Below are 24,982 nucleotides of genomic sequence, written 5' to 3' on the forward strand. Positions count from 1 at the left end.
GGGTCAGAGCCGGCGGACGCCCTCGATCACGGCCTGGATCAGCGAGATGTCCGGCGCCTCGGCGAGCTGGACCGGGGCGCGGGTGAGGATCAGCCGGGCCTCGGCGAGGTCGTCGAGCAGCACCTTGACGACGCTGACCGGCAGGTCGAGGGTGGCCGCGATCTCGGCCACGGCCAGCGGGCGTTCGCGGCACAGGTCGAGGATCGCGGCCGGTTCGGGCGTGAGCCGGCTGGTGTCGGTGCGCGGGTCGGAGGTGACCACCAGGGTGATCAGCGCGAATCCGTCACGGACCGGGCCGGTGCGCCCGTTGGTGATCGCGTAGGGGCGGACCAGATGGCCTGCGTCCTTGTCGTAGAACCAGGCCTCGTCGGCGTCGGCGGTCACGCACCGCCGCCCGCGCCGGCCTGGCCTGCGTCGCTGCGCGGCGCCGCGGTGAGGTACTGGCCGACCTGCTTGACCAGCATGTTGATCTCGTAGGCCATCAGCCCGGCGTCCACCTGCTCGCTGGTGAGGACGGCGAGCCGGGCGCCCTGCCCGGCGGTGGTGACGAACAGGAACAGCTGGTCCATCTCGACCACGGTCTGCCGGACCCGGCCGCCGTTGAAGCGGTGGCCGGCGCCGCGGGCGAGGCTCTGCAGGCCGGAGGCGACGGCGGAGAGGTGTTCGGCGTCGGCCCGGTCGAGACCCTGGGACATGCCGACCAGCAGGCCGTCCTCGGAGAGGACGATGGCGTGCCGGGTCTCGGGTACCCGCGCCACCAGCTGGTCCAGCAGCCAGTTGAGGTCGCGCTGGGTGTCGGTGTGCTGCGTCATCACTGCTGTTCCTTGGCTTCCTGAACGGCGGAGGCTTCCCGGGCGGCGGAAGGTGCGGCCGGGAAGTGGGGCGCGGCGGGCGCCTGGGGGGCGGTGGGGCTGGTCGGCGCGTCGGGGTCGGCCGCGCGGGCGGTCCGGGTGCCGCGCTGGATGGCGGCCATGGTGGTGCGGGATCGCTGTGGCGACGGGTCGTCGGCCCTGGCGGCCCCGGTTTCTCCGGTGGCCCCGGCGGCTCCGTGCCAGGGCCCGGCCTGGGTCGGCGGGCCGACCACGGGGGGCGGCATGGCGCCGGGAGCGTGGGCCTCGCGGAGCTGTTCGGCGAGGCTGGCGTTGCGGACCCGCTGCGGCAGGACCCGCGGGGTGCGCAGTTCGCCGTCCGGTCCGTGGTTCAACTGCTCCTCCTGGGCGCGTTCGTGCGCGGGCGCAGGGGGCTCGGCGGTGGCACCGTAGAAGGGCCCGGCCGTGGTCCCGGCCGTGGTTCCGGCCGGCACGTCCGCAGCACGGCCGTCGGCCGACGGCTCACCGGGCGAACTGTCGGACGGGGCCTCGTACGGGCGCGGGAGAACGGGCCGGGGGACGACCACGGCCCCGGGCAGTCCGGGTATCTCGGCACCGACCGGCAGACCGCCGTTGGCCGGGCCGGGGGCGGCTCCCCCGGCCGGGCCGCCCTCCAGGGGGTACTGGGCGAGCAGTTCGCCGATGATCACACCGCTGCCACCCGCACCGGGCACACCACCCACACCGGGCACACCGGGAACGCCAGGCGCGCCGGGAACACCAGGAGCTCCGGGAACGCCAGGCGCCACCAGGCCGCCGGCGACACCACCAGTCCCGGGCTCGCCGGGCCCGCCGGGCGCACCCGGCTCGGCCCCGGGCGCCGGAGCGCCCGGTCCGGTGCCGATCAGCCCGCCGAGCACTCCGGCGAGCGCGCCGGTCAGCCCCCCGTCCGGACCGCCGGGGTCGTTGCCGCCCGCCGCCCGCAGGGGCTCGGGGACGGGGGTCCGGGTGACCCGCGCGCCGGACGGCAGCCCGGCCATGGCGGCCGGCTGTTCGGCCTGCTCCAGCAGCACCGACGGCACCAGCACCACGGCCCGGGTGCCGCCGTAGGGCGAGGGCCGCAGGGTGACCTGGATGTCGTGCCGGGCGGCCAGCCGTGCGACGACGAACAGGCCGAGGCGCAGGTCGTCGCCGAGGGCGGAGACGTCCAGCTCGGGCGGGTTGGCCAGGTAGTCGTTGAGCCGCTCGTACTCGTCCTCGCCCATGCCGAGGCCGCGGTCCTCGACCTCGACCGCCAGGCCCTTGGGGACTTCCTGCGCGGAGACCTGCACCTGGGTGTACGGCGGGGAGAAGGTGGTGCCGTTCTCGATGAGTTCGGCGATCAGGTGGATGACGTCTGCGACGGCCTGTCCGCTGAGTGAGGCGCGCGGCACGCCCTGGACGACGACGCGGGCGTAGTTCTCGGTCTCGGAGACGGCACTGCGCAGCACGTTGACCATGGGCACGGCGTTGCGCCAGCGCCGGGCGGGCAGGGCGCCGCCGAGGATGACGAGGTTCTCGGCGTTGCGCCGCATCCGGGTGGCGAGGTGGTCGACCGCGAACAGTTCGCGCAGCAGCTCGGGTTCCTCGTGCTCGCGCTCCAGGGCGTCGAGCATGCTGATCTGCCGGTGGATCAGGATCTGGGTGCGGCGGGCGATGTTGAGGAAGACCTTCTTCGTCCCCTCGCGGCCCTGGGCCTGGTGGATGATGGCGGCGACGGCTGCCTGGCGGACGGCGGCGAGGCCGTCGGAGGTCTGCTGGACCTCGTCGCCGGTCCGGCGGGACGGCGACCAGGCGGGCGGTGTGGGCACGGGCTCCCCGGCGCGCAGCCGTCCGACGACCTCGGGGATCTCGTCCTGGGCGAGCGCGAGGGTGTCGGCGCGCAGTGCGCCGAGGCGGGCGGACAGGGTTCGCGCGGTCCGGATGCCGTGGACCAGGCTGATCAGCAGGACCAGGGCGACGACGGCGCTTCCGGCGATCACGGTGGTGCGGTGTTCGGCGCCGCGCAGCAGGTAGGCGGCGTAGCCCCAGGCGGCGGCGAGGCCCAGGCTGGGGACCAGGACGAGGGCGAGGAGCGAGCTGCGGAGCGAGCCGGACCGGCCGGCGCGGTGGGCCGTGCGGGGGGCCGATATGCCTGGCATCTGATTCCTTGGTGCAGGGCCGAGTCGCTGGGCCGAACGGCGGGTCGGCCTGAACGAGGTCCGGCCGGGGCTTCAGGGCGCCACGGCCGGGGTGGCCGGACGGGGTGACGCGGTGTCATCGCCCGGGCGGGGGTGCAGCACGGCCGCCGACGGCAGGAACGGTATCAGTCCCAAGTGCCCTCATCGCAACATCAACTGACGATATGTGGGCGGGTGATGGCGATGGCGGAGGTGCCCGGAAGGAGTGTCCGCCGGCGGAACGTCGCAGCTCACGTCGGCCGCGGGCGGCGCGTGGGCGGTGCGCGGACGGCTCTCCGGGAGCCGGGAGAACCTCCCGGAGAGTCGTCAGGAACAGGTCAATTCACCGCCGCGCCGAACGTTCGCCCTCGTCCGACAGCCCGGCCCGCCGGTCCGCCGGTGCGCAGGTCGGTCGGTGTACAGGTCCGTCGGTGCGCAGGTCGGTCGGTGTACAGGTCCGTCGGTGCGCAGGTCCGTCGGTGCGCAGCGCCGGTTCAGCCCGCCAGCGGTATCGGTACCACCTGCCCGCCGCCGATGGCCTGAAGCTCCACTGCGGCCTCCCGCTGGGACAGTTCGGTCCACGCCCAGCTCGCCAGGTCGGACAGCTCCGCCGACCACTGCTTGCCGTAGGTGCCGCAGGCGACCTGGCCGAGCCGCAGCCGCTGGACGTCCGAGGTCCCGGCCGGCGGGTAGACGTGGGTGGCGTCGCGCAGGTAGCGCTCGATGCTGAACTCGGTTTGCAGGCCCCGGGCGGCGTGGATCTCCATGGCGTTGCGCGCGGAGTCCAGCGCGTACTCGGTGTTGATGAGTTTGGCGTTCATCAGCTCGGCATCGCAGGCCTTGCCGTGGTCGAGCAGGTGCGAGGCGTGGTAGGCGGCCAGCTTGGCGGTCATCAGCCTGGACTGCATCTCGCCGAGCTTCAGCGCGATGTTGGGCAGGCGGTTGATCGGCTTGCCGTAGAGCACCCGCTCCTCGGCGAAGCGCGCGGTGTCCTCGACGATCGCGGTGTGGATCCCGAGCGCGACGGCGGCGAGGTTGAGCCGGCCGTAGAGGGTGGAGGAGGAGTAGGCGACGTCCAGGCCCTGGCCCTCCAGGCCCAGCCGGTTGCCGACGGGGATGCGGCAGTCCTCGAAGACGATCTCGCCGAAGCTGAAGCCGTGCAGGCCGCTCTGCGAGCCGAGTTCGCCGACGCGGAAGCCGGGGCGCTCGCTCTCGACCAGGAACGCGGACAGGCCCCTGCTGCCCTCGCCGGTGCGGAGGACCACGCCGTGCACGTCGCCGATGTGGGAGTTGCCGACGAACCACTTGCGGCCGTTGAGCACGTACTGGTCGCCCTCGCGGCGGGCGGTGCCGGACATGCCGAGCACGTGGCCGCCGCACTCCGGCTCCGTGACGGCGATGGTCGGCAGCGACTCGCCGGAGGCGAACCTCGGCAGCCACTTGCGCCGCTGGACGTCCGAGCCGAAGTGGATGACCTTGGCGACACCGAGCTGTGAGGCCTGCGCCACCGCGCCCATGGCGCCGCTGACCCGGGCGAGTTCCTCCACGATGACGGTCTTGGCGAGGTGCCCCAGCCCCAGTCCGCCGAATTCGCGCGGAATGGTCACCCCGATCCAGCCCCGCCGGGCGATCTCCCGCGACAGTTCGAACTCGACGGTCCGTTCGGCCTCCATTCGGGCCACGTGCGGGCGTACCTCCTTCTCCGCGAACTCCCGGACCTCCGCTCGGAGACTCTCGTGGCGCTCGTCGGTGAAGTAGTCCATCGCCATGCTGGGGTCCTCTCGTGTCAGTGGATGTGCCGTGCCTCCGTCCGTGCTGTCGAAGTCGCTCCAGCCGCTCCCCGGGGATGAGTGGGGGTTCGAGGTGGTGGCGGCCGACTGCCCCGTCGCAATCGGTGCATGCGGAACTCGGGGCGGCTTCCCGGGGATTGGGAATGCCGCCCGTGTCTTCGGCAGGGCTCATTGTCGTATGGGCCTCCTGTGCTGACCCAGAGTCGATCTTGAATTGGCGGAAATCGGCCCGTCCTTACGCTGAGGAGTTTTGCCATGGCTCTGAGTGGGAAGTGATCTTGACCCGCCGCGGCAACCTGCTGAGCGGCCGCTCACATGCGGCTTTGACTGTCCATCAGCAACGGTGATGAGCCGGACCGGGAGCACCGAACCGCCCGGATGTCTGATTACATGTGCGCCATGACTGATGTGATGAGCACTCAAGGCCAGTTCCCGGGTGCCGCCGGGGAGTCCGAGCGGACCCGCAGGCTGCGCAGCCTTGGTCTCAACGAACCGTCCGCGGACGAGGCCTTCGACCGCTTCGCCCACCTGGCCGCCAGCATCACCCGCGCTCCCATCGCGATGGTCAACTTCATCAACGACGAGCGCCAGATGTTCCGGGGGCTCTACATTCCGCCAAACTCGAACGACGTCGCGGTCGACGACGGCGCTTCCTGGGCCGATCGGGGCATCGCCTTCGACCTCCCCACCCGTCAGATGCCGCTGAGTCACGGTTTCTGCCCGCACGTCGTCGCCCAGCGCTCCCCCCTCGCGCTCGACGACATCCTCGCCTACCCCCGGTTCTCCGGGAACCCGGTCGTCGACGAACTGGGCGTGCGCGCCTACCTCGGCGCCCCGCTCGTCGACGACACCAACACCGTCATCGGCACCGTCTGCGTCCTCGACCGGGAACCCCGGCAGTGGGGGCGCGAGCGGCTGCGCGACATCCAGCACCTCGCCGAGGCGCTGCTCTCCGAGATCCGGCTGCGCGACAACCTGCTCGCCCAGCAGCAGGAGATGTTCGCCGCCTTCGACGGCTCCCCGTTCCCCATCATGCTGACCGACGGTCCCGGTCAGGAGATCCGCTACGCCAACGCCCAGCACGCCGACACCTTCGGCGCCCCGGTGGCGTACGGCGCGATCGGCCTGGCCTACCCGCAGCTCGGCGCCGCCGGCCTCCAGCAGGCCATCGTCGAGGCCTACCACACCGGGCGCAGCACCGTCCTCAACGACGTCCGGATCCAGTCAGGCCGCCCCGACGCCCAGCGCGGCCAGCAGGTCTTCAGCTTCACCTGCACCCCGCTGCGGGCCGCGCGCACCGGCCAGGTCAACGGTGTCCTCACCGTCGGCATGGACGTCACCGCGCAGTCCCGCACGGAGGAGGAACTCGGCACGCTGGCCGCCCTGCTGGTCGACCGGCTCCAACAGAACGGCGCCACCCCCGTCGGCCGCCCGGGCATCGCCGGGGAGTCCGGACTCGTCCTGCCGAACTGAGCCGCCGACCCGCCGACCCGCCGTCCGCGTGCGGCGTCGCCGTCCCCCTCCGCACCATCGCTCGCCGATCCGCACCACCGCGCACCACCCGCCACCGTGGCGGGGCGCCTCTCACCCCCGAGGAGAGGCTCCCCGCCACGGTGCCGTCCGGGTGCGGGCCCGAGCGGGTGAACCGTCCCCGCCCGCACCCCGGCCGCGTCCCGCCCGGCGGCCGCAGATGGTAGGCATGGGCCGCATGGACTGGTTCGCCGCCCCCGACCACTGGCTGAGCCGACTGCTCGTCCAACGCCTGCTCGCCGGCCTCTACCTGATCGGATTCCTCGCCGCCGCCGCACAGTTCCGCGCCCTCATCGGCAGCGACGGCATGCTGCCGGTGCCCCGCTTCACCGCCCGGGTCCCGTTCCGCCACGCGCCCGGACTGTTCCACCTCCACTACAGCGACCGCTTCTTCGCCGCCGTCGCCTGGAGCGGCGCCGCGCTCGCCGCCGCCGTGACCGCCGGACTCGGTGACGCCGTCCCGCTCTGGGCGTCCGTCCTGCTGTGGGCGGTGCTCTGGGGGTTCTACCTCTCGATCGTCAACGTCGGACAGACCTGGTACTCCTTCGGCTGGGAGTCGCTGCTGCTCGAAGCCGGCTTCCTCGCCGCCTTCCTCGGCAACGCCGACACCGCGCCGCCCACCCTGGTGCTCTGGCTGATGCGCTGGCTGGTCTTCCGGGTCGAGTTCGGCGCCGGACTGATCAAACTGCGCGGTGACCGCTGCTGGCGCGACCTCACCTGCCTGCGCTACCACCACGAGACCCAGCCCATGCCCGGGCCGCTCAGCTGGTTCTTCCACCACCTGCCCGACCCGCTGCACCGCGTCGAGGTCGCCGCCAACCACTTCGTCCAACTCGTCGTCCCCGTCGGACTCCTCCTCCCGCAGCCGGTCGCGAGCTACGCCGCCTGCGCCGTCGTCGCCACCCAGCTGTGGCTGATCGCCTCGGGCAACTTCGCCTGGCTCAACTGGCTCACGATCACGCTCGCCCTCGCCGCCGTCGACCCGGCCCGCATCGGACTGCCCGTCCACGCCCGCGTCCACCCCGCCACGCCCGTCTGGTTCGAGGCGCTGGTGATCGCCCTGACCGCGGCCGTCGCCGTCCTGAGCTACTGGCCGGTCCGCAACCTCGTCTCCCGCCGCCAGGCCATGAACCGCTCCTTCAACCGGCTGCACCTCGTCAACACCTACGGCGCCTTCGGCAGCATCAGCCGCGTCCGCCAGGAGGTCGTCGTCGAAGGCACCGACGAACCGACCCTCACCCCGCACACCGTCTGGCACGAGTACGGCTTCAAGGGCAAACCCGGCGACGTGCGCCGTCTCCCGCGCCAGTACGCCCCCTACCACCTGCGGCTCGACTGGCTGATGTGGTTCGCCGGCATCTCACCCGCCTACGCCCGCCCCTGGTTCCTGCCCTTCGTCGCGCGCCTGCTCGCCGGCGATCCCGCCACCCTCCGCCTGCTGCGCCACAACCCCTTTCCCGGCACCCCGCCGACCCACGTCCGGGCGACCCTCTACCTCTACCGGTTCACCAGTTGGCGCGAACTGCGGGAAACCGGCGCATGGTGGCACCGCACCGCGCTCCACGAGTACCTCGCGCCGGTCGACCTCACCTCCCTCGGCCACGCCGGGTACCGCCCACCCCTCGGCCGACGGCTCCGCGCCGTCCCGCTGGACCGGCTGCGGCGGCCCGGGGCCCGCCCGGGGGCCCCGCCCGCCCGGCCCGACGGCCGTGGGCCCCAGTACCCGTCCGGCCCAACGTCCCACCACCCGTGCGGCCCTCCCGGGTAGCGGCCAGGCGGGGGGTATGGCACACGACACCGGCCCGTCGGGCGGTGGGTGCGTGCAAGGCTCGAACGGGCACCCGTATTCTGGGCGTCCACAACCGGCGGCCCGCCCGCGCGCCCCCCAGCCCCGCCCCCGGGGCACCCCGCGCAACCGGTCCGCCGCCCCCTCGCCGCCAGCCCCGCCGTCGTCGCCCAGAACCGGACCTCACATGACAGTGCTTCACTCGCGCAACGCCGACGCAGCCGACCCGGCGGACGTCGCCGACGCCGCAGACGTCAAGGACCCCCAGGACGCCAAGGCCACCACGGCGGAGACCGACCTCCGCGAGGACCTCGGCCGCTACGCCGAACTCGGGGCCTTCACCCTCACCGCCGACACCCACGCCTGGTACGCGGCCGTCGACACCGTCGCCACCCCCGAGGACGCCCGGGCCGCCTCCACCGCCCTCGCCGAACTGCGCGGCCGCGACCTCCGCCAGACCTGGGACGCCGTCACCGTCCTCGCCGCCGACGCCAAGCTCGACGAACCCGACACCGTCGCCAAGGCCGCACTCCTCGTCGAGATGCTCCAGCGCGTCCACCGCACATCCGCCACCCTCACCCCCGCCGCCTACGACGCCGACCTCGGCGCCCTCGCCGCCGCCACCGCGGACGGCACCTGGCGCCGCGAGAACGGCGTCAAGCTCTCCTGGCTGCGCGCCCGCTCCCTGCGCAAGCAGGCCACGGCCCTCGCCGCCGACCGCCGCATCCGCCGCGAGGACCTGCACGAGGCACTCGCCTCCGCCGAGGTCGAGCGCCGCGCCTGGGCCGCCCTCGCCCCCGCCGGCACCCTGCCGGTCGTCCCCGCCGACGGCGCCCTGGTCGAGCGGACCGCCCAGGCCTTCGAGGCGATCAACACCGGACTGCGCGGCCTCGCCCGGCTGCTCCCCGACCACGACCTCGACGGGCTGGCCTTCGCCGAGCTCGTCGACCTCGTCGAGCGGCTCGCCGCGGACGAGGGCACGCTCTACCGCCTGCCCACCATCCGCGGGCTGCGCACCACCCTGGAGGAAGCCGGCCTCGGCGACCTGCTCACCGAACTCGCCGCCGCCCGGGCCGACCGCCGCGCCGCCGAAGCCGCGTTCGCCGCCCGCCAGGCCCTGGCCGGCGGCCAGCGCGATGGGCTCGCGGGGGAGGGCAGCACCGTCGAGGTTCCGGCTTCGGTTCCGGGTCCGGGTCCGGTTTCGGTCGAGGAGACGGTGACCGACGCGGACACGGAAGCGGAAGCGGAAGCAGACTCGGGCGAGGCTGAGGCCGTGGTCGAGACGGCCGAGGCAGCCGAGGAGGAGGTGACGGAGGAAGCCCCGTCCGCTGTCGTGGTCTCCCTCCCGGCACCGTCCCCGGCCGCCGACGACCTGGTGGTCGCCGCGACCGCCGCCCTGGCGGAGGCCGCGGAAACCACGGAGGCCGAGGCCGCCGTCGAGGTTTCCGCTGTCGAGGCCGTGGCCGACGCCAAGGCCGAGGTCGAGCTTGCGGAGGAAGCTCCGCTCCTGGAGGACGCGCCCGTCGTCGAGCCGGAGACGATCGAGCCGGCTGCGGAGCCTGAGACGGTTGCCGAGGTCGACGCGGTCGAGGTTCCCGTGGCCGAGGTTGAGCCGGTCGCTGAGCCTGCCGTTGTCGTGGAGCCGGTGGTCGAGGTCGAGGCCGTCGAGGAGGCGCCCGCCGTCGCCGTTGCGGAGCTGGTGGTCGAGGTCGAGGAAGCTGCGGAGCCTGAGACGGTTGCCGAGGTCGACGCGGTCGAGGTTCCCGTGGCCGAGGTTGAGCCGGTCGCTGAGCCCGCCGCTGTCGTGGAGCCGGTGGCCGAGGTCGAGCCGGTTGCTGAGCCTGCCGCTGTTGCGGAGCCGGTGGTCGAGGCTGAGGCCGTCGAGGAGGCGCCCGCCGCTGTCGTCGTGGAGTCGGTTGAAGCGACCGAGGCCATTGAGGACGTGCAGCCGGTGGCTGAGGCCGAGGCCGTCGAGGAGGCGCCTGCTGTCGCCGTCGCGGAGCCGGTGGCCGAGGTCGAGCCGGTTGCTGAGCCCGCCGCCGTTGCTGAGCCCGCCGCCGTTGCTGAGCCCGCCGCCGTTGCGGAGCCGGTGGCCGAGGTCGTCGAGCCCGCGCCCGCCGTCGAGCCCGCGCCCGCCGTCGAGCCCGCGCCCGTCGCGGCCGGCCGGCCCGAGAAGCCGGACTTCACGCCCGGCCGGCCCGTGACCGCCTACTCGGCCGACGAGCTGCTCGCCGTCGTCCGGTGGGTGGACGGTGACGGTGTGAAGCGTACGGAGGAGGAACTGCTGCGGGCGGCGATGAAGGAGCTGGGCTTCGCCCGCCTCGGGCCGCGGATCAAGGAGGCGCTGGGCGCCGCCGTCACTACCGCGCGGGGCTGACGTACCAGCGGGGAACAACGGCGAAGGGCCCGGGACGCGAGACCGCGTTCCGGGCCCTTCCGCCGTCCCGCGCGGGTTCGGGGGTTTGTCAGCCGGTCTTGGTCCACGGCTGGCCGGTCATCAACGCCTTGACGTTGGCCACGTATCCCGGGTTGGGGATGACCAGGCTGCCGACGACCTGGCCGGTGGCCGGGTCGGTGACGGTGTTGTAGTGCACGTTGCCCGCCCCGGCGTTGTACGCGGAGATGACGAGGTCGAGCAGCGGCGTCTTGCCGGTGGCCGGGTCGGGGGAGAGGTCGTATTTGCCGTCGAAGGAGGAGTCGCCGTAGTAGGCGACCAGCCAGTCGAGCAGCTGGGTGCCGAGCTGGACGTTCCCGGGGAGGGTCTTCGCATCGGAGGTGGTGCCGAACTTGCTGTTCATCCAGCTGATCGTGTTCGGCATGATCTGCATGGTGCCGATCCCGCCGTCGCAGGCGAGGATGCCGGACTGCCAGCCGCTCTCCTGCCAGGCGATCGCCTTGACCAGGTTGACGGGCAGCGGCGGGAGCTTGTCGGTGCCGCCGCTGCTGAGGTTGAGCGTGCGGGCCTGGCCGGCGGCGGTGGCGAGGGCCGCGCCGACGGCCTCCTTGGGCTCGTCGGGCTGGGGCTTGCTGGGCTGGCAGCTGCTCTGCAGCGGCGGGACGTGCGGGGTCGGCGGAGCGGGCGGCGGCGGGGGAGCGACCGGGCCGGGCTTGGCGACGGGCACGGGGGCCACGACGGCGGGCTTGGCGACCGGGGGCGGTGTGGTGGGAGCGGCGGGCGGGCTGCTCGGGGCGCCGGGCTTGGTGGCGGTCGGGGCCGGGGTGGTCGGGGCGGGCTTGCTGGACTTGCTCGCGGACGGGTTCGGGCTGTGGGAGGCACTGGCCGTCGGGGAGGCGGTCGGCGTCGGGGTGGCGGTCGCGGACGGGCTCGCGCTCGGCGTCTCGGTCGGCGTCCCGGTGGCGGCGACCGCCGTGGTGTCCGGCGCGCTGTTCTGGTGGTTGTCGGCGTGCTTGGTGCCGCAGCCGGCCAGGACGGCCGTCGAGACTGCTGCGGCCGACACCATGACCAGTGCTCTCCGGGATGCGCTGACTGCCACTGTGGTTCCCCCCACTCGTCACCGGCGGTCCCGGTGAGTGGCGGTCATCCTACGATGTGCCGTTCGAGCCCCGTACGAACGGGTGGTCCAACGCGTGCGCGAGGACCGTCGGCGCCGTCACCAGGGACGGTCCGTACCAGGTCAGGTGGCGTCCGCTGACCAGCGCCGACGGGACGCCGGGGAACGCCTCGGGGCCGTCCTGTGCCGTGAAGCGGTACGGCTCGTCCGGGAGGACCACCAACTCAGGGCGGCAGGCGAGCAGTTCGGGCAGCGGGATGGCGGGGTAGCGCTCGGCGTGCCCGGCGTGGACGAGCCGGAGGCCGAGGCGGCGCAGCAGGTCCCCGGCGAAGGTGTCGCGGCCCAGGACCATCCACGGGCGGCGCCAGACCGGAACGATCGCCCGCGGGCCGTCCGGCGGGCGCCGGACCGGGGACCACGCTGCCTCGGCCCGGTCCAGCCAGTCCGGGCGCGGGAGCGCACAGGCGGCGGTGAGCAGCCGGTCGAGCGAGCGGAACGCGTCGTCCAGGGTGCGGATGTCGGTGACCCAGACCGGCAGGCCGGCCGCCCGCAGCGCGTCCAGGTCGGGGCGCCGGTTCTCCTCGTCGTTGGCGAGGACGAGGTCCGGGGCGAGGGCGAGGATGCCCGGCACGTCCGGGTTCTTGGTGCCGCCGATCCTGGTGACCGCCAGGTCGGCCGGATGGCTGCACCAGTCGGTGGCGCCGACCAGCAGCCCGGGTGCGGTGGCGGCGACCGCCTCGGTCAGCGACGGCACCAACGACACCACCCGGCGCGGCGGGCGCGGGCCGAACCGGACGGGCAGGTCGAGATCGTCCCGCAGGACGGTGGGATCGGCCATCCGGTCACCCTACGCCGGGGGTTCGCGGATGGGCGGCGGTCGGGCGGCGAACGGGCAGCGGCCGGCGGGTGAACGGGAGCCGGGCGGTGCGGAAATCCCCGGGAACCCCCCGGACGGTCCGGCCGACTACCTGGTCCGGGTTCGCAGGACGGGCCCCGAGCACGATCACCGACCAGGAGAATTGTCATGCGCCCTCGCGTTGTCTGCGGAATCGCGGCCGCCGTCGCCCTGTTCGCCACGGCCTGCGGAAGCGGCGCCGGAAACGGCGTCGGAAACGGCGGCGGGGGAGGCGGAGAGCGCGGCGCGGCCGGCGCCGCCCAGACCGCCCCGGCCGGCGGCTATCCCGTCAAGGTGGCCGACTGCGCGGACCGCGAGTCCACCATCGCCAAGGCCCCCGCCAAGATCGTCACCAGCAACGCCGCCGCCCTGGAGATACTGCTCCAACTCGGCGCGGGCGACCGGGTGATCGGCACCGGCTTCCCGCCCGGCAAGGGCACTCTCCCGCCGGCCCTGGCCGAACAGGGCGCCAAGGTGCCGGTGCTCGGCGACAAGACCATCCCCAAGGAGAAGCTGCTCGGCTCCGGCGCCGACCTGTACGTCGACACCTTCGGCGCGATGCCGATGATGGGCGGTGGCGCCACCGGGCCCAGCGAGGAGGAGTTCGCGGCGGCCGGCATCCAGCACGTCTACCTCCTCTCGACCGCCTGCGCCGGCACCCCCAAGGCCGCCAAGGCGCCGCGCACCGACCTGTCCGGGGTCGAGAACGACATCCGCCGCCTCGGCGCGGTCACCGGCACGGCCGCCCGTGCGGAGGAACTCGTCACCGGGATGGAGAAGCAGATCGGCGAGGTGCGCACCGCCCTCGCCGGCGTCGCGGAGGCGCAGCGGCCCGGCTACTTCGTCTTCGACTTCGACGCCGGCACCAAGCAGCCGGTGGCGGTCTGCGGTCGGCAGGTCGCCAACGCGGTGATCACCCAGGCCGGCGCCCGCAACGTGTTCGCCGACTGCGACGCCGACTTCAAGCCCGGCTCCTGGGAGGACGTCGTCGCCAAGAACCCGGACTGGATCCAGCTCGCCGTCCGCAACCGGGGCAGTGAGGAGGCCACCCGCAAGGCCTTCGACGACGCCGAGGCGTTCCTGCGTGGCTTTCCCGCGACCCAGGGCCTGAAGGCCGTCCAGGAGGGCCACTTCGTGCGGCTCGGCTCCGAGGTCACCACCATCGCGGGCGTGCGCAACGCCGATGCCGTCCGGCAGATCGCCGCCACCGTCCACCCCGACCTCGTCAAGAACGGGCAGTAGCCGGTGACGTCGGCCGTCTCCGCCGAACGGCGCGACGAGCCCCGCCCGGCCCGCACCCTGCGGGCCGGGCCGCTGGCCGTCGCGCTGATCGCCGCCTTGGTACTCGCGCTGACCGCCGCCGTGTCGTTCGGCGCAGTGGACATCCCGCCCGGCGAGGTCTGGTCGGTGGTCGCCCACCACCTCACCGGGCGGGCCCCCGAACCCGGCACCCGCGACCTCATCGTCTGGCAGCTGCGCGTCCCGCGCGCCCTGCTGGCGGCGATGGTCGGGGCCGGGCTCGGCCTGGTCGGCACGGCCGTGCAGGCCCTGGTCCGCAACCCGCTCGCCGACCCCTACCTGCTCGGCATCTCCTCCGGCGCCTCCCTCGGGGCGGTCGCCGCGATCGTCCTCGGCACCTCGCTCGGCCTCGACCTCGCCTTCGGCAGCGCGCTCGGCCTCACCGTCTCCCTGGCGGCCTTCGCCGGCGCGCTCGCCGCGTTCTCCCTGGTCTGGCTGGCGGCCCGGCGCGGCGGCGGCTTCTCCCCGCTGCGCCTGGTCCTCGCGGGCATCGCCATCGCCCAGTTCCTCGGCGGCATCACCAGCTACCTCGTCCTGCAGACCCGCGACGAGCAGCAGACCCGTGGCGTGCTGTTCTGGCTGATGGGCAGTCTCGGCGGCGCCGTCTGGGCCCAACTCGCCGTCCCCGCCGTCGCGGTGGCGCTCGGATTGGCCCTGCTCCAGGCCCGTGCCCGCGGGCTCAACGCGATGCTCATGGGCGACGAGACGGCCGCCGGGCTCGGCGTGGACGTCACCCGGCTGCGGCGGGAGGTCTTCGTCGTCACCAGCGTGCTGACCGGCGTGCTGGTCGCGGTCTCCGGCGCGATCGGCTTCGTCGGACTGATGGTGCCGCACGTCTGCCGTCTGCTCGTCGGCGGCGACCACCGGCGCCTGCTGCCGCTGTCCGCGCTCACCGGCGCGCTGCTGCTGGTCGTGGTCGACACCGTGGCCCGCACCGCGCTGGACGGCCAGGAACTGCCGATCGGCGTGGTCACCGCCGTCCTCGGCGCCCCCACCCTGCTCTACCTGCTGGACCGACGACTGGAGCGCACGTGAGGATCGCCGTCGAGGACCTGAGCGTCACCCTGTCCGGGCGGGCGGTGGTGGCCGGCGTCCACCTGGTCGCCGAGGAGGGGGAGATCGCCGGCCTGGTCGGGCCCAACGGCAGCGGCAAGTCCAGCCTGCTGCGCACCGTCTACCGGCACCTGCGGCCGAGCGCCGGGCGGGTGCTGCTGGCCGGGCGCGACCTGGCCGGGCTGCGCCCCGCGCAGTCCGCCCGGCACATCGCCGCGTTGCCGCAGGAGCGGGGCGGGGACTTCGAGTTGAGCGTCCGCGAAGTGGTCGCGATGGGCCGCACCCCCTACAAGCGGTCGTTCGCCGCCGACGACGCCGAGGACCACCGGATCACCGCCGACGCGCTGGCACGCGTCGGCATGGCGGATGCCGCCGACCGCCGCTTCGCCCAACTGTCCGGGGGCGAACGGCAACGGGTGCTGCTGGCCCGCGCGCTCGCCCAGCAGCCTGACGTCCTGGTGCTGGACGAGCCGACCAACCACCTGGACGTCCGCCACCAGGTCGAACTCCTCGCCCTGCTGCGGGACCAGCGCCGCACCACCCTGGTCGCGCTGCACGACCTCAACGCCGCCGCCTCCGTCTGCGACCGGCTGCACGTCCTGCACCGCGGCGCCCTGGTGGCCTCCGGGGCGCCGCGCGAGGTGCTGACCGCGGAGCTGCTGGCCGAGGTTTTCGGCGTTCGGGCCGCGGTGGTCGAACACCCGCTCACCGGCGACCCGTTGATCGCCTTCGACCACCGCACGCCGGCCGTCCCGACCGCCCCGGCCCCGGCCCCGGTGGAGGGTGCCGGGGCCGGGGCGGACGCTGGTGGGGCGGGGGTCGAGGGGGTGCAGGCTGCCGAGGTGGGGCCCGCGCGTCAGAACGCCTCGTAGTGGCTCGGCCGGCCGTCGAGTTCGACCAGCCGGCCGCGCTGCGCGGCGTCCTCGCTGCGCAGCAACTCCCAGTCCCCGTCGGCACGGTGGAGTACCGATGAGTGCCAGGGCGTCATCCAGGCGTCGGCGGCCTCCAGCAGCCGGATGCCGAACTTCGGTGCGCCCGCCGGTTGCGGGTGGATGGAGAGCCGGACCGACCGGGGGTGCTGCTCGGCGATCAACTCGCCCCAGGCGCGGCTGCGCTGGATCACCCCGTACGCGCGGCGGCGGCAGTCGCGTTGCAGGGCGGAGCGGGTGCCGGTGAAGCCGACGGTGTCGTCGGTCAGGAAGCGGGTGATGCCGCGGTAGAGCCGCAGGGTCTCCTCGTCCGTCAGCACCAGCTCGCGCAACTCCTCGACGCTCGGCGCGTACTGGGCGTGCACCCGGGCGCGTTTGTCGTCGTACGGCAGGTCGCCGAGGACGTCCCGCAGGTCGAAGGTGGCGAGGTGGGAGAGGTCCTCGCGTGCGATCATCGCCGTCAACTCGTCGGAGTACTCGTCGATGTGGTCGTCGGGGACGTGGACGAGGTCGCCGAAGATGTGGCCGTCCGAGCAGATCAGGATCCGCGCGCCGGGCTCGTAGTACCCGCCGATCTCCGCGCAGAGCCCGTCGAGGAAGGTGAGCGACAGTCGCTCGCCCTCGTCGGGCAGGTGGCTGAGCACCTTCGCGGGATTCGGCGACTTGCAGGGGAAGCCGGGCAGGGTGAACAGGATCGGGTCGCCGGCGGTGATGAAGTCCGTCAACTGGGCTATCTGGAACGGGAAATGCTCGGGCTTGGCGTCCAGCCCCGGGTCGGAGGCGCGGCGGTGCGGCAGCAGCAGGCCGAGGATCCGGGCGGCGAGCCGCGCGGCGGACTGCGGGTCGGACTGCGGGTCGGCGCCGCCCCCGGTGTTCGCGGGCTCGGGCGCGGGTGTGGGCCCGGGTGCGGTGTGGTGGTGGCGGGTGGAAACGGTGCCGGCGGGCGGCATGGTGGTCCTCCGTGGAAGGTGGTGCGGGCGTGGAGCGGACGCCGGGTGGACGTCGGCGGGCGGCCTCGGGGTGTTCGTGCGGTGGCCGAGGGCCCCGGCTCAGACGCGCCGGTCGTAGCCGACGGGCAGCCGGTTGACCCCGCGCGCCAGGACGGCGGGGATCCAGGCGAGGGAGTCCAGGCCCTCACCGGCGGCTGCGGACGGGCGCAGCCCGGGCAGCCGGGTGAGCAGGGTGGCGATGGCGGTCTGGAGTTCGGCCCGGGCCAGGGCGGCGCCGGGGCAGTAGTGGATGCCGTGGCCGAAGGCGAGATGGGCGTTGGGCGTGCGGTCGAGGTCGAGGCGGTCCGCGTCCGGGAACCGCGTCTCGTCCCGGTTGGCGGCACACAGCGAGACGATCACCGAGTCGCCGGCCGGGACGGTGGTCCCGAACAGGTCTCCGTCCTCGGCGAGGAAACGCCAGGTGGTGAGCTCGAACGCGGCGTCGTGGCGCAGCAGTTCCTCCACCGCGCGGGCCAGCAGGTCGGGGTCGTGGGCGGGCCCCTCGGAGAGGGAGCCGCGCAGCCGGGCGAGCTGGTCCGGGTGGCGCAGCAGGGTGATCAGCATGGTGGTGATCTGGTTGGTGACCGGCTCCTGGCCCGCGACCAGCAGCTGGAACACCATGGAGTCGAGCTCCTCGCGGCTCAACTCGCCCGCGTCGTGGGCGGCGACGAGCCGGCCCAGCAGGTCGGCGCCGGCCGTGGCCGGGTCGTGTCGGTCGTGATCATCGACGGGGTTCCCGGCGCGCTTGTGGGCGACGACGTCGGCGATGTACGTCTGGAGGCCGCGCAGCCGCGCCTCGTACGCCGGGCGGCCCGGGTCGTGCGGGCCGACGGGCTGCACGACCTTGCCCCAGTCGCGGTCGAATCGCCTCGCCAACTCGGATGGCAGGCCGATCACTTCGGCGAGCACCCGGAACGGGAAGTGTGCCGCGAAGCCGGCCACCAGGTCGGCGCCGCCGGCCTCGGGCAGTTCGTCGACCAGTGCGTCGGCCAGCTCCTGGAAGCGCGGGCGCAACGACTCCACCCGACGCGGCGCGAAGGCGTCCAGGACGAGCCTGCGCATCGTGGTGTGCTTGGGCGGGTCCTGGTGCAGCAGGTGGACCTGCAACTGGGAGTGCTGCGGCTCCGGCATGATCGACGCCAGCTTGCGCCAGTCCTCGTTGCCCAGCGCGTGGTTCTTGCCGAACCGGGGGTCGTTGAGGGCCTCGTGGGCGGCTTGGTAGCCGGTCACCAGCCAGGCGTGGATGCCGCTCGGGAACTCCACCCGGTGTACCGGCCCGGCCTCGCGCATCCGCCGGTAGAGCGGGTACGGGTCGCTCTTGTACGCGGGGCCGTACAGCGGTACGGGGTCAGGGAGTTGGTCGTACCCGTACGGGCAGCGCGGCTCGTCCGCCGGGTGGGCCGGCGCCGGATTGTGGACGGTGTCGGTCATCTGCGGTGTTCCTCCGGTCGTGCGGGCATGACGGGGTGCGGGCTCTGGGGGCGCGGGCTCTGAGGGTGCGGGCGCGGGCGCGGGGAGACGCGGTCCGGCGGTCTCAGGTCCGTGGACGGCGGTGCAGGGCGAGCAGGACCACGGCCGTCGCCGCGACCAGGGCGGCCATGGCGATGCCCGCCCGGGTGCCGGTGGTGGCGCGGTCGCCGGCCAGCGCGGCGGCGCCGGCCAGGGCCGGGCCGAGGGCGAAGCCCAGGCTGCGGGCCAGTTGGACGGCGGAGCCCGCGGTGGCGAGCTTCCCGGGGGGCGAGGCGGTCATCACCAGGGCCTGGGTGGGGCCGCCGTTGAGGCCCATCCCGACACCGGCGAGGGCGAGCCGCCAGGCGACGTCGGCGGCGGACCAGCCGGTGTCCAGCGGGACGAGCAGCGCCAGGCCGAGGGTGGTGACGGCGGCGCCGGCGAGTGCGGTCGGGCGGGCGCCCCAGCGGTCGGCCAGCCGCCCGCCGGCCCGGCCGGCCAGCACCATGCCGAGCGGGAAGGCCAGCATGGTGAGCGCGGTGGCGGTGGCGCTCTCGCCACCCGGGCCGCGCAGGTGCTGGGCGAGCAGGTAGTGGCAGGCCGCGAAGCCGGCGGCGAGGGCCAGCACCGACGCGTTGACCCCGACGGTTCCGGCGGCCCGCAGTACCTCGGCGACCGGCCTGCCCCCGGGGCGGCGCAGCCAGACCAGCACCAGAGGGGCGGCGGGCAGCGCCAGCAGCAGCCACAGCGGCGCCTCCGGGGCCAGGGTCAGCGCGAGCAGCACGGCGGCGACGGCCGCGCCTATCAGGGCGGCGTCGCCGAGTGATGCCCGGTCGGGCGGGCGCAGGCGGCCCCGCCGCGGGGCGTACCGGCGCACGATCAGCACGGCGGCCAGACAGACCGGCAGCTTGATCAGGAAGACCGCCCGCCAGCCGAAGTGGTCCAGCAGCAGGCCGCCGATGACCGGCCCGGTGACGGCGCCGAGCGGGCCGAGCGTCGCCGGGACGCTCATCGCCCGTCCGCGGGACTCGGGGCGGACGGAGGTGGCGGCCAGCACAGGCATCAGGACGAACAGCACCGCGCCGAAGGCGCCCTGGAGCAGCCGGGCGGCGATCAGCCAGCCCGCCCAGGGGGCGAGGGAGGCCAGCACGCTGCACGCGGCGAAGCAGCTGACGGCGAGCAGCAGCGCCGAGCGGGTGCCCACCTGGTCCAGCCAGCGCCCGGCGGGCAGGAGGAGTGCCACCAGAGGGAGTTGGTAGCCGAGGGTGGCCCACTGGGCGACCCCGGCGGACACGTGCAGGCTGGCCGAGATATCGGTGAGGGCCAGGTTGACCACGTTCATGTCGAGCATCGCGACGAACGAGAGCAGCCCGGCGGCCACGACCAGGATCCACCGGTCCGCCGCATCGGAATGACGGTCCGTCAGTGTGGCGGCGGCCAGTGGCTGTTGCGCTGCCATGGAGTCCCTCCGTTGCCCGGCTGCTGTCCCGGACACCGCCTCGGCGGCGGGGTCCGGTACAGCAGTCGGAGGCGCGGGGGCTCCAGTTCCGAACATGTGGGGGAATTTTCGGATGGGCCGACGGATGGGCGGGCGGGGGTGGCGGGCGACGGACAGATGGCAACCGACAACTAACAGATAACAGATTTCGAAATCTGTTATCTGTTAGTTGTCATCTGTTGCTGCCACCTGCCGTCCGTCCGCTCAGCAGGCCGCTGCGAGTTCCCCGCCCTCGGCCGCGCGGAGCCGGGCTATCAGCTCCTCCCGGGCGCGGGCGACTCGGGAGCGTACGGTGCCGATCGGGCAACCGGCGACCTCGGCCGCTTCGGCGTAGCTCAGGCCGACCACCTGGGTGAGCACGAAGGCCTCCCGCCGCTGGGCGGGCACCCGGTCGAGCAGGTCCCCGAGCGCGACGCCGTCCTCGAACCCGGCCGCCGGTTCGGCCCCCTGTCGCTCCGCCGCCTCCTGCCAGTCCGGCAGCGCCGCGCAGCGCGGTCGGGCGGCGGCCGTCCGGTACCGGTCGATCACCGTGCGCCGGGCGATCGACAGCAGCCAGGTGCGGGCCGAGGAGCGGCCGGCGAACGCGGGCAAGCCGCGCAGCGCGCGCAGGAAGGTCTCCTGTGCGAGGTCGTCGGCGGACTGGACGTCGGTGAGGTGGGCGACGAACCGCCAGACGTCCCGCTGGGTGGCACGGACGAAGGCCTCGACGTCCGGGGCCCGGCCCGCGCGGGCGGTCAGCGCGAGCGCGGTGAGCTGCTCGTCATCCACGGCGGCCTCCCACCCGGCCGGTCCCACCGCGAGGGCAGTGCGGGACGATGGTCGTATGAGATGCGCGCAGTTCCGTACCGCCCTGTCGGCCCGGCTCGACGGCGAACCGACCGGACTGCCGGATGGCCGGCTGGACGGGCACGTCGCGCGCTGCGCCGGCTGCCGGGCGTGGCTGGAGCGGGCCGAGCAACTGCGCGGCCGCGTCCGGGTGAGCGCCGCCGCCGGTCCGTCGGAGGAGTGGTCGGCCCGCTTGCTGGACGGGCTCGGCGTGAGGGGGCTCGGGGGCGGTCAGGCCCCGGACGGGCCGGAGGCCGTGGAGCGGTAGGACGGTGGCGCCGGCCCAAGCCGGTGCGCCGTCGTAGTCAGGCATGCGAAGGTCCTGAGGGGAGGGCTGGGAGCGGCGCCACCCGAGGCGGCGCCGCCGGCGGTCCATGGGACTTCCGCGCGGCCCACGGCGCCTCCACGGAGGAGACGGTGGGCGGGCGCGGGTCCGGGCCCTGGCGGCACGGCGGCGAAGGCACGGCCGAGCGGCAGGGCGACCTGCCCGTCGAGCGAACCCCGTGGGCCCTGCGGTCCCCGGCGGCGGTGGGCTGCCGGGGGCGGTGGGCGGAGGAGTGGGGGCGGCGGGCGCGTCAGCAGGCGAGGGCGAGCGCCGGCGGGCCGCGCCGGACCACGGCATGGGTGAGCAGCACTGACCGGGATGGCCGGGTCCGGCCGCCGGTGGGCCGGGGCGCAGTCGGCGGGCGGTAGCCGAAGGGGCGCGCGAACAGCGCCAGCAGCGGGAGCACCAGCACTCCCGCGACCACGGTGCCGAGCGCGCCGAGCAGGTCGAAGAGCCGGACCAGCGCGGCGTCACCGCGCCACAGCAGCAGCGCGCAGGCCAGCGCGGCGAGCGCGTGGGCGGCGATCATCCCGAGGGACATCCCGTGCGCCATCCCGTGCGCCATGCCGTGTGTCGTCCCGGAGGGCATCCCTGCCATCCCGGCCACGTCCAGCGCCGTCCCATCAGCCGAAGCCGAAGCGGACGCGGAGACCGACACGGAGACCGACGCGGACGTGGGTACCGATACCGATACCGGGGCGGAAACCACACCCGCCGCCGCCGTCCCGTGGTGCATGCCCGCCATGGCGTGCAGGCCGTTGGCGGCGGGCGGGACGTCCGGGTCGAGGCCCGCCATCCGGGCCAGCTCGACGGGGGAGAGCCCGCCAGGGACCCGCTCGGGGTTGCAGAGCAGCAGCGAGGCCCAGTCCGTGGTGGCGAGCCGGCCGAGACCGCCGCCTCCCCGGCCGAGCGCCGCGGCCTGTTCGAACAGCAGGTGCAGCGCGCTCTGCGCCGCGACCATCCAGGCGCTGATCGCGCCGAGCCCGCGCCGCCTGCCGGCGAGCAGCCAGGTCAGACCGAGGACGGCCCCGAACGCGCCGGCCAGCACCGGCGGTGAGACCCCGGCTCCGGCCATGGCGACGTGCGCCGCGGCGGCCAGCGCCACGCACAGCGCGGCGAAGACCACGGCGCGCAGCAGGCGGATCCGGTCGGTCATCACGATGGCACTCATCGTCGCACCCGTCCCGCCCGGCCCGGACCGCACCCTCCGGTATTGGCCGGTTCCACCCCGTGAGACCATGCCCGGCCCCGTGCCGCCGCGCGTCGAGACACCCGGTCCGGCCGCCGCACCAACCCGTTCGTACGACCATCGACGCGGTTTGACATCGCCCTCCGCTTGCTCACTAAATGTGCACACCCCGGCACCGATGGTGGCCGCCGGGCGGACCCCGAACGCGAAGCAGGAGGCCCGGCCATGGAGACCTCGACCGGCTTGGCGGCCCCCGCCGCCGACCTCGCCGACCCCCGCTTCTGGCAGCTGCCCGCCCCCGCCCGCGCGGTCGCCTTCGCCGAACTGCGCCGACTCCCCGCGCCGGTGTTCTTCGGAGATCCCGCCACCGGTCGGGGCTTCCACGCGCTGGTCCGCCACGCCGACGTGGTCGAGGCCAGCCGCACCCCCGCGGTGTTCCTCAGCGGCCCCGGCGTCACCACCCCGGAACCGCCCCGCTGGGTCCGGCTGGTGTTCGGCGACTCGATGGTCAACCTCGACGACCCCCGGCACGCCCAGCTGCGCAGGATCGTCTCGCGAGCCTTCACCCCCCGGCTGCTCGGCCAGGTAGAGGAGGACATCCGCCGCGTCGCCACCCGTCTGGTCGACGACGTCGAGCGGCGGCGGCCGGAGGACTTCGTCACCTCCGTGGCCGCCGAGCTCCCCTTCCAGGTGATCTGCACCATGATGGGGATCCCGGAACACCCGCGCCGAATGATCCTGGACCAGGTCAACCACGCTTCCGAGAACATCGGCGTGGCCCGCCCGCTGCGCCGCCGGATCCGGATGCCCGGGCGCGGGCTGCTGGCACTGGCCCGCATGCAGGGCATGGTCGCCTCGATCGGCCGTGAGCGCCGCCGCAGGCCCACCGAGGACCTGATCTCCGCCCTGGTCACCGCCGACGTGGACGGCCGTCGGCTCACCGGACGCGAACTCGGCGCGTTCTTCTCCCTGCTGCTGGTGGCCGGCGTGGAGACCACCCGCAACGCGCTCGCCCACGGCCTGCACCTGCTGACCGCGCACCCGGAGCAGCGCGCCCTGCTGCTCGCGGACCTCGACGGGGGGCTCGGCGGTGCGGTCGACGAGATCATCCGCCACGCCACGCCGATCATCCACTTCCGCCGGACCCTCGCCGTCGACCACGAGCTCGGCGGCCCCGGGGGCCCGCTGCTGCGCGCGGGAGAGAAGGTCGCACTGTTCTTCGGCTCGGCCAACCGGGACGAGACGGTCTTCCCCGACCCGGACGCGTTCGACATCACCCGCACGCCCAACCCCCACCTCGGCTTCGGCGGCGGAGGGCCGCACTACTGCATCGGGGCGCACCTGGCCCGGCAGGAGATGAAGGTGCTGTTCCGCGAGCTGTTCGCCCGGCTGCCCGAGGTGCGGTCGGTCGGCGAGCCGGACATCGTTCCGTCCAACTTCGACCACCGGGTCCGGTCGCTGCGCTTCACGTTCTGAACCGGTCCGAGCCCTCCGAGCCCCCGTTCGCGCCCTACCCGCCGATCGGCAGCCCCCGGTCGGCCTTCACCTGCTTCATCGTCAGATGGGAGTTGACCTGCGCGATCCCCGGCAGGCCGGAGAGCACGTCGGTGATGAAGCGCTCGTACGAGGCGATGTCGGCCACCGCGATGCGCAGCAGGTAGTCGGGTTCCCCGAAGAGGCGGTGCGCCTCCACCACTTCCGGCAGCTCCGCCACCCGGCGTTCGAACTCGGCGACCGTCACCTGATCCTCGTGACGCATGGTGATCGTGACGAAGGGTTGGAAGCCGCGTCCGACCGCCGTGCCGTCCAGGAGCGCGCGGTAGCCGCGAATCACGCCGTCCTGCTCCAGTTGTCGGACCCGGCGCAGGCAGGGGGAGGGGGTGAGGTCCACCCGGGCGGCCAGGTCGGCGTTGGTCAGGCGGCCGTCCTGCTGGAGCTCGCGGAGGATTCTGCGGTCGATTCGGTCCATGGCGCAATATTCTGCCAAAACGCGGGCCGGGCGAGCAGGAAGTGGCCATCGTGTGCCAGGGCTATCCGGCTACCTTCAGTGACCGAACGCACCGGACAGGTGCCGCGAGGATCACCGGACCAACGGCCGGGACCCGCCCGAACGAGCACGACAGGTCACCGCCACCCATGGACACCCACGCCCTCCTCCTCTTCCTCGGAGTCGACCTGCTGCTGGTCTGCACACCGGGGCCCGACTGGCTCTACATCGCCGCCCGGGGCCTCGGCCAGGGCCGGCGCGCCGCCTTCACCGCGGTCGGCGGCGTCTGCGCCGGCTACGCCGTCCACACCCTGCTCTCCAGCGCCGGCCTGGCCGCCGCGCTGCGTGCCGTCCCCGCCGCCCTGCCCGTCCTGCGCCTCACCGGCGCCGCGTACCTGCTGGTGCTGGCCGTCACCATGCTGCTCGCGCTGCGCAAGGGCGGGGGCGCCACGGCCCTCACCGAGCCCAAGCCGCAGCCCACCGCGACCGTGCTGCGCCAGAGCATGTTGACCGCCCTGCTCAACCCCAAGGGGCTGCTGCTCTACCTCTCCCTGGTGCCGCAGTTCGTCGAGCCGGGCGCCGCGCTGCCGGTCGGCGGGCAGGTGCTCGCCCTCGGCTCGCTCAACGTGCTGGCCTGCGCCGTCGTGTACGGGCTGGTCGCGCACGCCAGCGGACGCCTGGGCGGACGGCTCGGCGGCACCCCGCGCGCGGCGCGCCGGATGACCCTCGTCTCGGCGGTGCTGCTGATGCTGGTGGCGGGCGTCACGGCGAGCGCCTGAGAACGGGAGCACAATGCCGGGCATGACAGAGCGTCCGACCTTCCCCGGCACCCGGCCCGCCGAACAGCCCGCCTCCACCGATCAGGCTGTGCCCGCCGATCAGCCCGCCTCCACCGATCAGGCTGTGCCCGCCGATCAGC

Annotated in this window: 21 protein-coding genes; 9 read left to right on the forward strand and 12 right to left on the reverse strand. The window is 74.1% G+C overall.

Annotated features, from left to right (window positions below; translation table 11 throughout):
• Window positions 1–3: 3 nt before the first annotated feature.
• The 4 genes from ACIOGZ_RS00630 to ACIOGZ_RS00645 all read right to left on the reverse strand — a co-directional run bounded on the left by ACIOGZ_RS00630 (window position 4) and on the right by ACIOGZ_RS00645 (window position 4,776).
• Window positions 4–384: a DUF742 domain-containing protein gene (locus tag ACIOGZ_RS00630; RefSeq protein ID WP_363579557.1), complete on the reverse strand. Its 381-nt coding sequence runs from the start codon at window positions 382–384 to the stop codon at window positions 4–6.
• Window positions 381–812: a roadblock/LC7 domain-containing protein gene (locus ACIOGZ_RS00635; RefSeq protein ID WP_360205186.1), complete on the reverse strand. Its 432-nt coding sequence runs from the start codon at window positions 810–812 to the stop codon at window positions 381–383. Before ACIOGZ_RS00635 ends, ACIOGZ_RS00630 begins: the two co-directional genes overlap by 4 nt.
• The gene (locus tag ACIOGZ_RS00640; RefSeq protein ID WP_400984201.1) at window positions 812–2,989 is read right to left on the reverse strand and encodes an ATP-binding protein; all 2,178 of its coding nucleotides are present in this window, start codon (window positions 2,987–2,989) and stop codon (window positions 812–814) included. The genes ACIOGZ_RS00635 and ACIOGZ_RS00640 overlap by 1 nt, the downstream gene beginning before the upstream one ends.
• 512 nt (window positions 2,990–3,501) lie before the next feature.
• Window positions 3,502–4,776: an acyl-CoA dehydrogenase family protein gene (locus tag ACIOGZ_RS00645; RefSeq protein ID WP_400804726.1), complete on the reverse strand. Its 1,275-nt coding sequence runs from the start codon at window positions 4,774–4,776 to the stop codon at window positions 3,502–3,504.
• Between the two features lie 420 nt (window positions 4,777–5,196).
• Between ACIOGZ_RS00645 and ACIOGZ_RS00650 the strand changes: the two genes are divergently transcribed.
• The 3 genes from ACIOGZ_RS00650 to ACIOGZ_RS00660 all read left to right on the forward strand — a co-directional run bounded on the left by ACIOGZ_RS00650 (window position 5,197) and on the right by ACIOGZ_RS00660 (window position 10,490).
• Entirely contained in the window at window positions 5,197–6,270 is a 1,074-nt protein-coding gene (locus tag ACIOGZ_RS00650; protein WP_363579553.1) for a GAF domain-containing protein, read from the forward strand.
• A gap of 235 nt (window positions 6,271–6,505) precedes the next feature.
• On the forward strand, window positions 6,506–8,095 hold the full coding sequence (locus tag ACIOGZ_RS00655) for a lipase maturation factor family protein (RefSeq protein ID WP_363579667.1): 1,590 nt from the start codon (window positions 6,506–6,508) through the stop codon (window positions 8,093–8,095).
• A 205-nt stretch (window positions 8,096–8,300) separates the two neighbouring features.
• The gene (locus ACIOGZ_RS00660) at window positions 8,301–10,490 is read left to right on the forward strand and encodes a hypothetical protein (protein ID WP_363579551.1); all 2,190 of its coding nucleotides are present in this window, start codon (window positions 8,301–8,303) and stop codon (window positions 10,488–10,490) included.
• Window positions 10,491–10,578: 88 nt separating this feature from the next.
• Here ACIOGZ_RS00660 and ACIOGZ_RS00665 read toward each other — a convergent pair whose 3' ends face one another.
• Together ACIOGZ_RS00665 and ACIOGZ_RS00670 are read right to left on the reverse strand one after the other, a co-directional pair.
• Window positions 10,579–11,607, reverse strand: a complete 1,029-nt coding sequence (locus ACIOGZ_RS00665) for a transglycosylase SLT domain-containing protein (RefSeq protein ID WP_363579549.1) — start codon at window positions 11,605–11,607, stop codon at window positions 10,579–10,581.
• A 49-nt stretch (window positions 11,608–11,656) separates the two neighbouring features.
• Window positions 11,657–12,463, reverse strand: a complete 807-nt coding sequence (locus tag ACIOGZ_RS00670; protein ID WP_363579547.1) for a helical backbone metal receptor — start codon at window positions 12,461–12,463, stop codon at window positions 11,657–11,659.
• A 186-nt stretch (window positions 12,464–12,649) separates the two neighbouring features.
• Between ACIOGZ_RS00670 and ACIOGZ_RS00675 the strand changes: the two genes are divergently transcribed.
• The 3 genes from ACIOGZ_RS00675 to ACIOGZ_RS00685 are packed head-to-tail and all read left to right on the forward strand — an operon-like array spanning window position 12,650 to window position 15,744.
• Entirely contained in the window at window positions 12,650–13,762 is a 1,113-nt protein-coding gene (locus tag ACIOGZ_RS00675; protein ID WP_400984204.1) for an ABC transporter substrate-binding protein, read from the forward strand.
• 3 nt (window positions 13,763–13,765) lie between these two features.
• A complete protein-coding gene (locus ACIOGZ_RS00680) occupies window positions 13,766–14,854 on the forward strand; it encodes an iron ABC transporter permease (RefSeq protein WP_363579543.1) in 1,089 nt (362 codons plus the stop codon).
• Window positions 14,851–15,744, forward strand: a complete 894-nt coding sequence (locus tag ACIOGZ_RS00685; RefSeq protein ID WP_363579542.1) for an ABC transporter ATP-binding protein — start codon at window positions 14,851–14,853, stop codon at window positions 15,742–15,744. Before ACIOGZ_RS00680 ends, ACIOGZ_RS00685 begins: the two co-directional genes overlap by 4 nt.
• Here ACIOGZ_RS00685 and ACIOGZ_RS00690 read toward each other — a convergent pair.
• From ACIOGZ_RS00690 to ACIOGZ_RS00705, 4 genes are all read right to left on the reverse strand, one after another.
• The gene (locus ACIOGZ_RS00690; RefSeq protein WP_400984206.1) at window positions 15,729–16,751 is read right to left on the reverse strand and encodes an L-tyrosine/L-tryptophan isonitrile synthase family protein; all 1,023 of its coding nucleotides are present in this window, start codon (window positions 16,749–16,751) and stop codon (window positions 15,729–15,731) included. The genes ACIOGZ_RS00685 and ACIOGZ_RS00690 overlap by 16 nt on opposite strands.
• 99 nt (window positions 16,752–16,850) lie before the next feature.
• The gene (locus tag ACIOGZ_RS00695) at window positions 16,851–18,221 is read right to left on the reverse strand and encodes a cytochrome P450 (RefSeq protein ID WP_400804745.1); all 1,371 of its coding nucleotides are present in this window, start codon (window positions 18,219–18,221) and stop codon (window positions 16,851–16,853) included.
• Window positions 18,222–18,324: 103 nt separating this feature from the next.
• On the reverse strand, window positions 18,325–19,698 hold the full coding sequence (locus tag ACIOGZ_RS00700) for an MFS transporter (protein WP_400984209.1): 1,374 nt from the start codon (window positions 19,696–19,698) through the stop codon (window positions 18,325–18,327).
• 243 nt (window positions 19,699–19,941) lie between these two features.
• Entirely contained in the window at window positions 19,942–20,505 is a 564-nt protein-coding gene (locus ACIOGZ_RS00705; protein ID WP_363579536.1) for a sigma-70 family RNA polymerase sigma factor, read from the reverse strand.
• 55 nt (window positions 20,506–20,560) lie between these two features.
• On the opposite strand from ACIOGZ_RS00705, the gene ACIOGZ_RS00710 reads away from it, so the two are divergent.
• Complete coding sequence (locus tag ACIOGZ_RS00710; RefSeq protein WP_400843628.1) at window positions 20,561–20,830, forward strand: zf-HC2 domain-containing protein; 270 nt, start codon at window positions 20,561–20,563, stop codon at window positions 20,828–20,830.
• A 307-nt stretch (window positions 20,831–21,137) separates the two neighbouring features.
• Here ACIOGZ_RS00710 and ACIOGZ_RS00715 read toward each other — a convergent pair whose 3' ends face one another.
• Window positions 21,138–22,058, reverse strand: coding sequence for a hypothetical protein (locus tag ACIOGZ_RS00715; RefSeq protein ID WP_400984211.1), 921 nt, complete (start codon window positions 22,056–22,058; stop codon window positions 21,138–21,140).
• 243 nt (window positions 22,059–22,301) lie between these two features.
• On the opposite strand from ACIOGZ_RS00715, the gene ACIOGZ_RS00720 reads away from it, so the two are divergent.
• Window positions 22,302–23,552 (forward strand): cytochrome P450, encoded by a 1,251-nt coding sequence (locus tag ACIOGZ_RS00720; protein ID WP_363579530.1) that lies wholly within the window; start codon window positions 22,302–22,304, stop codon window positions 23,550–23,552.
• A gap of 34 nt (window positions 23,553–23,586) precedes the next feature.
• On the opposite strand, the gene ACIOGZ_RS00725 is transcribed toward ACIOGZ_RS00720, so the two are convergent.
• Window positions 23,587–24,045, reverse strand: coding sequence for an Lrp/AsnC family transcriptional regulator (locus ACIOGZ_RS00725; protein ID WP_400843622.1), 459 nt, complete (start codon window positions 24,043–24,045; stop codon window positions 23,587–23,589).
• A 167-nt stretch (window positions 24,046–24,212) separates the two neighbouring features.
• Here ACIOGZ_RS00725 and ACIOGZ_RS00730 point away from each other — a divergent pair, with 167 nt between their 5' ends.
• Window positions 24,213–24,842 carry a LysE family translocator gene (locus ACIOGZ_RS00730; protein ID WP_363579528.1) on the forward strand — a complete coding sequence of 210 codons (630 nt, stop codon included), beginning with the start codon at window positions 24,213–24,215 and terminating at the stop codon, window positions 24,840–24,842.
• The last annotated feature ends 140 nt before the right edge of the window (window positions 24,843–24,982 follow it).

Origin of the sequence: Kitasatospora sp. NPDC088160 (assembly GCF_044741445.1) — a bacterium.
Taxonomy (GTDB): Bacteria; Actinomycetota; Actinomycetes; order Streptomycetales; family Streptomycetaceae; genus Kitasatospora.

Excerpts from the sequence above, each read along its gene's own strand:
- ACIOGZ_RS00635 (WP_360205186.1), bottom strand. The coding sequence starts at position 812 with ATGACGCAGCACACCGACACCCAGCGCGACCTCAACTGGCTGCTGGAC.
- ACIOGZ_RS00640 (WP_400984201.1), bottom strand. The coding sequence starts at position 2,989 with ATGCCAGGCATATCGGCCCCCCGCACGGCCCACCGCGCCGGCCGGTCC.
- ACIOGZ_RS00645 (WP_400804726.1), bottom strand. The coding sequence starts at position 4,776 with ATGGCGATGGACTACTTCACCGACGAGCGCCACGAGAGTCTCCGAGCG.
- ACIOGZ_RS00650 (WP_363579553.1), top strand. The coding sequence starts at position 5,197 with ATGACTGATGTGATGAGCACTCAAGGCCAGTTCCCGGGTGCCGCCGGG.
- ACIOGZ_RS00655 (WP_363579667.1), top strand. The coding sequence starts at position 6,506 with ATGGACTGGTTCGCCGCCCCCGACCACTGGCTGAGCCGACTGCTCGTC.
- ACIOGZ_RS00660 (WP_363579551.1), top strand. The coding sequence starts at position 8,301 with ATGACAGTGCTTCACTCGCGCAACGCCGACGCAGCCGACCCGGCGGAC.
- ACIOGZ_RS00670 (WP_363579547.1), bottom strand. The coding sequence starts at position 12,463 with ATGGCCGATCCCACCGTCCTGCGGGACGATCTCGACCTGCCCGTCCGG.
- ACIOGZ_RS00675 (WP_400984204.1), top strand. The coding sequence starts at position 12,650 with ATGCGCCCTCGCGTTGTCTGCGGAATCGCGGCCGCCGTCGCCCTGTTC.
- ACIOGZ_RS00690 (WP_400984206.1), bottom strand. The coding sequence starts at position 16,751 with ATGCCGCCCGCCGGCACCGTTTCCACCCGCCACCACCACACCGCACCC.
- ACIOGZ_RS00695 (WP_400804745.1), bottom strand. The coding sequence starts at position 18,221 with ATGACCGACACCGTCCACAATCCGGCGCCGGCCCACCCGGCGGACGAG.
- ACIOGZ_RS00700 (WP_400984209.1), bottom strand. The coding sequence starts at position 19,698 with ATGGCAGCGCAACAGCCACTGGCCGCCGCCACACTGACGGACCGTCAT.
- ACIOGZ_RS00710 (WP_400843628.1), top strand. The coding sequence starts at position 20,561 with ATGAGATGCGCGCAGTTCCGTACCGCCCTGTCGGCCCGGCTCGACGGC.
- ACIOGZ_RS00715 (WP_400984211.1), bottom strand. The coding sequence starts at position 22,058 with ATGAGTGCCATCGTGATGACCGACCGGATCCGCCTGCTGCGCGCCGTG.
- ACIOGZ_RS00720 (WP_363579530.1), top strand. The coding sequence starts at position 22,302 with ATGGAGACCTCGACCGGCTTGGCGGCCCCCGCCGCCGACCTCGCCGAC.
- ACIOGZ_RS00725 (WP_400843622.1), bottom strand. The coding sequence starts at position 24,045 with ATGGACCGAATCGACCGCAGAATCCTCCGCGAGCTCCAGCAGGACGGC.
- ACIOGZ_RS00730 (WP_363579528.1), top strand. The coding sequence starts at position 24,213 with ATGGACACCCACGCCCTCCTCCTCTTCCTCGGAGTCGACCTGCTGCTG.